Here is a 4,625-nt window from a genome sequence, read left to right as displayed (position 1 = left end):
TGCGTGGGCGGTTGGCCGCCGGTTGGACGGGTGGTTTGGCCGGTCCCGACGAGGTCGGACGGGGTGACGCCGGGCGCGTGGGCATATCCGCTCGGTCATCGTTTCTCCGGCCGGTAAGGTCGGTCGGGTTGGGCACGCCCCGACGGCACGGGCGAGGGCCGAGGGAAGCGGGACGGACGGGTCGATGAAAACGGCGATGCGGTCACACCTGTGCGGTGCGCTGCGTACAGAGCACATCGGTGAGACGGTCACGGTGTGCGGCTGGGTAGCCCACCGTCGCCAGCACGGCCAGTCGTTGATGTTCGTCGACCTGCGCGATCATTCTGGCCAGGTGCAGTGCGTCGTGGACGGGTCCGTCGACGCCCGGTCGGAGTACGTCCTGAGCGTCACCGGCACGGTGGTGGCCCGGCCCGAGGGGACGGTCAACCCGGGCCTGGGTACCGGTGAGGTCGAGCTGCGGGACTGCACGGTGACCGTGCTCGCCGCCGCTACGCCGCCGCCGTTCCCGATCGACGACCGGGCGGATTCGGTCGACGAGTCGACCCGCCTCACCTACCGCTACCTCGACCTGCGCCGCGAGCGGATGCAGCGCAACCTGCGGATCCGCTCGGCGGTGCTGGCCGCGCTGCGCTCCACCCTGGTGCCCCGGGACTTCGTCGAGGTCGAGACGCCGCTGCTGATGCCGTCCACACCTGAGGGCGCCCGGGAGTTCGTGGTCCCGTCCCGGCAGGCGCCGGGGCACTTCTACGCGCTGCCGCAGTCCCCGCAGCTGTTCAAGCAACTGCTGATGGTCGGCGGCACCGACCGTTACTTCCAGTTCGCCCGGTGCCTGCGCGACGAGGATCTACGGGCCGACCGGCAGTACGAGTTCACCCAGCTCGACGTCGAGATGAGCTTTGTCGACCAGGACGACGTGCTTGAGGTGATTTCGGCCGCGGTGCTGGCCGCGACCGAGACGGTCACCGGCGTCGCGCAGCCGCCGATGGAGCGGATCACCTGGCACGATGCCATGGACCGGTTCGGGGTGGACAAACCCGACCTGCGCTTTGGCATGGAGCTCGTCGAACTGACCGGGATCTTCACGGCGAGCGGCTTCCAGGCGTTCGCCGGGGCGCCCGCGGTGAAGGGCATCTGCGTCCCCGGTGGCTCGGCCACCCACAACCGCAAGGCGTTGGACGCCCTGACCGACCGGGCCAAGAAGCTCGGCGCGAAGGGCCTGGTGTGGATGCGGGTCGGCGCGGACGGCACGCTGGAGTCCCCGGTGGCGAAGTTCCTGTCCGCTGCCGAGCTCGCCGGGATCGTGAAGGCGACCGGCGGTGAGACCGGCGACCTCCTCCTGCTGGTCGCCGACGGCTGGGCGACCGTGTGCGAGGTGCTCGGCCAGCTCCGCAACGACCTCGGGCGCCCGGCCGCCGGTGCGGGCGGCTTCCGCTACGTCTGGGTCGTCGACTTCCCGCTGTTCGTGGGGGTCGACGCGCAGACCGGACGGCCCAAGCCCGGCCACCACCCGTTCACCCGCCCGCATCCCGATGACGTCGACAGGCTTGAGACCGAGCCGCTGGCGGTGCGTAGCCGCGCCTACGACCTGGTACTCAACGGCTGGGAGCTGGGCTCGGGTTCGATCCGGATCCACGAGCCCGACCTGCAACAGCGGGTCTTCGCAGCGCTCGGGATCTCCGCGGCCGAGGCCGACCGCCGGTTCGGTTTCTTCCTGACGCCGTTCTCCTACGGCGCGCCGCCGCACGGCGGGTTCGCCGTCGGGATCGACCGTCTCGTGGCGATCCTGGCCGGTGAGGACAACATCCGCGAGGTCATCGCGTTTCCCAAGACCCAGTCCGGCCTGGACCCGATGACGGGCGCGCCCACCGAGATCGAGCCGCGCCAGCTGCGTGAGCTGGGCATCCGGGTGCTGCCCTCCGCCTAGCCGTCGACGCCGGGCCAGGATCCTGCACACGATTCATGGCGAAAGCCTCCGGTTGACCGTGGCGCGACCTACCGTTACCTGGTTGGCGCGTCCCGTTCCAGCGTCCCTGCGGTACTCGTGATCACGGGTTGTCGTGATCACGCTGCCCCCGGCTTGCCGGGAAGCCCTGGGAGTCGGGCGTTGCGCGTTATCCCGCGGGTATGACCGACGAATCCGTCTCCAGCAACGGTGCTGGCTGGTTCGGACACGGCGGGCAGAGCGGTTCGCGGGTCGGATGCAGCAGTCGTACGCAGCAGGAGGCCAGGGAATGCAGATACCGTTCTCGTCGTCGCCGACGTCCAGTCTCGGCATCGAGTGGGAGCTGGCGCTGGTCGATCGTGGTACCCGCCACCTTCGTGGGGCGGCGACGGCCATCCTCGAGGAGTACCACAATAAGATCGGCCGGGACGCCGAGCCACGGGCCAAGCACGAGCTGTTCGAGTCGATCATCGAGGTTGTCACAGGTGTCTGCGACACCGTGAACGAGGCCAAAAAGGATCTTTTGGTAACCGTGGATCTCCTGGCGGATCTGGCCGAACCTCGGGGGCTCGCGCTGATGTGCAGCGGGACCCATCCACTGACCCGTTATGAGACGCAGGAGGTCAGCCCGGACCCCCGCTATGCCTCGCTGGTGGACCGGATGCAGTGGATCGCCCGGCGCCTTTTGATCTTCGGCGTGCACGTGCATGTCGGGGTCCGCTCGCGCGAAAAGGCGATCCCCATCGTGAACGCCCTCGCCGCCTACATCCCACACTTCCTCGCGCTGTCGGCATCCTCCCCGTTCTGGCTGGGTCTGGACACGGGTCTGGCCTCGGCGCGGTCGAAGTTGTTCGAGAGCCTGCCGACCGCGGGCCTGCCGTACCTGCTTGCCGACTGGGGGCAGTTCGAACAGCTCATGGCGACGCTGGTGTCCTCTGGTACCGCCGAAAGCATTCGTGAGCTGTGGTGGGACATCCGCCCGCATCCGAACTTCGGCACGGTGGAGCTACGTATCTGCGACGGGCTGCCGACACTGTTGGAGGTCGGGGCGGTCGCCGCGCTGACGCAGTGTCTGGTCGACCGGATGGACACCCAGCTCGACCGGGGCTACACGTTACCGACACCACACCGATGGGTCGTCCAGGAGAACAAGTGGCGGGCCGCCCGCTACGGTCTTGCCGCCGAGATCGTCGTGGATGACCGTGGCGCGACACGCAGTATCCGCGATGAGATTGTTGATCTTGTGGACGATCTTCTGCCGGTGGCGCACAGGCTGGCATGTACTGACGAACTGGCTGACGTCCTGCACATTCTGGATGTCGGCTCGAGCAGCGAGCGGCAGCGGATGGCGGCGCGGCGGGCTGATGGGGATCTGGTGGCCGTGGTGGATACCCTGCTTCAGGAGATGGAGTTTCGTCGGCCCGTACGGTGAATCCGGGCCGACGGTGGTGGAGAGGTGGGGTCAGGCCTTTGCTGTACGCGGATATCCGCCCTGATCAGGTCATCCGGGCGGGCGCACGACGTGAGCGTGGACAGCGGGCACAGGCTGGACGGCCGACATGATGGCGAACGCCACCGAGGCGGTCGCCAGCTGGCTGAACCAGCATGAAAGCGAGCTCGTCGCGTTCAGACGTGATCTTCATTCTCATCCGGAACTGGGCAGGCAGGAACACCGGACGACCCGTGCCATCGCGGCCCGCCTGTCGGCCGCCGGCCTGGCGCCGCATCCGTTGCCGGCCGGGACGGGCCTGTGGTGTGACATCGGCCCGATCGGCCGGGACACGACGGCTACTACGGCCACGACGGCCACGACGGCCACGACGTCCCCCGGCGCTGCGGGGACGGGCACCGCATCTGATCGGCCGGACGTCCCGATGGTCATGGTACGTGCCGACATCGACGCGCTGCCCGTGCTGGACGTGAAGGACGTCCCCTACGGCTCGACCGTTCCCGGCGTCTGCCATGCCTGCGGCCACGACGTCCACACGGCCGTCGTGCTCGGGGTGGGGCTGGCGCTCGCCGAATTCGCCCGGGCCCATCCGCTGGCGGGAACCGTCCGGCTCGTGTTCCAACCGGCCGAGGAGACCATGCCGGGCGGTGCGTTGGACGTGATCGACGCCGGCGTACTCAAGTCGGTGTCCACCGTCATGGCCGTGCACTGTGACCCGTCCCTGGACGTCGGGACGATCGGGCTGCGCGCCGGCCCCATCACCTCGGCGGCCGACTCGGTCAGGGTCACCCTCAGCGGTCCCGGCGGCCACACGTCCCGTCCGCAGAACACCGTTGATCTGATCTACGCGTTGTCCAGGCTGGCGGTGGAACTACCCGCGGCGCTGTCCCGTCTGGTGGACCCACGCTCGTCGCTGTCGCTGGTGTGGGGGCACGTCGAGGCGGGCACCGTGGCCAATGCGATTCCGCGGGCCGGCAGCATCGCCGGGACGGTCCGTACGCTGTCCCGCGATACCTGGGAGGACGTGCCGGCGCTCGTGCGACGGCTCGCCGAGCAGATCGTCGCCCCCTACGGGGCGGATCTCGCCCTCGAGTACCGGCGTGGGGTACCACCGGTGGTGAACAGCATCGAGACCATCGAGCTGTTCCGGACGGCCGTGCATCGCGTCCTTGCGCCCGGCGCGGAGATGTCGGTGACGCAGTCCCTCGGCGGCGAGGACTTCGCCTGGTATCT

The 4,625-nt window shown here is 68.9% G+C and carries 3 protein-coding genes; all 3 read left to right on the top strand.

All coding sequences use genetic code 11. The features are described from left to right. Positions 1–184: 184 nt before the first annotated feature. On the top strand, positions 185–1,924 hold the full coding sequence (gene aspS, locus U9980_RS20210; RefSeq protein WP_322769352.1) for an aspartate--tRNA ligase: 1,740 nt from the start codon (positions 185–187) through the stop codon (positions 1,922–1,924). A gap of 307 nt (positions 1,925–2,231) precedes the next feature. Next, entirely contained in the window at positions 2,232–3,374 is a 1,143-nt protein-coding gene (locus tag U9980_RS20205) for a glutamate--cysteine ligase (RefSeq protein ID WP_322769351.1), read from the top strand. A 127-nt stretch (positions 3,375–3,501) separates the two neighbouring features. Beyond that, positions 3,502–4,625 (top strand): amidohydrolase (locus tag U9980_RS20200; RefSeq protein WP_322769350.1); only part of this gene is annotated, 1,124 nt, incomplete at its 3' end.

It is taken from the genome of Protofrankia sp. Cr1 (genome assembly GCF_963555865.1).
GTDB lineage: Bacteria > Actinomycetota > Actinomycetes > Frankiales > Frankiaceae > Protofrankia.
This window is presented reverse-complemented; position numbering and strand designations above follow the sequence as displayed.

Excerpts from the sequence above, each read along its gene's own strand:
- U9980_RS20205 (WP_322769351.1), top strand. The coding sequence starts at position 2,232 with ATGCAGATACCGTTCTCGTCGTCGCCGACGTCCAGTCTCGGCATCGAG.
- aspS (WP_322769352.1), top strand. The coding sequence starts at position 185 with ATGAAAACGGCGATGCGGTCACACCTGTGCGGTGCGCTGCGTACAGAG.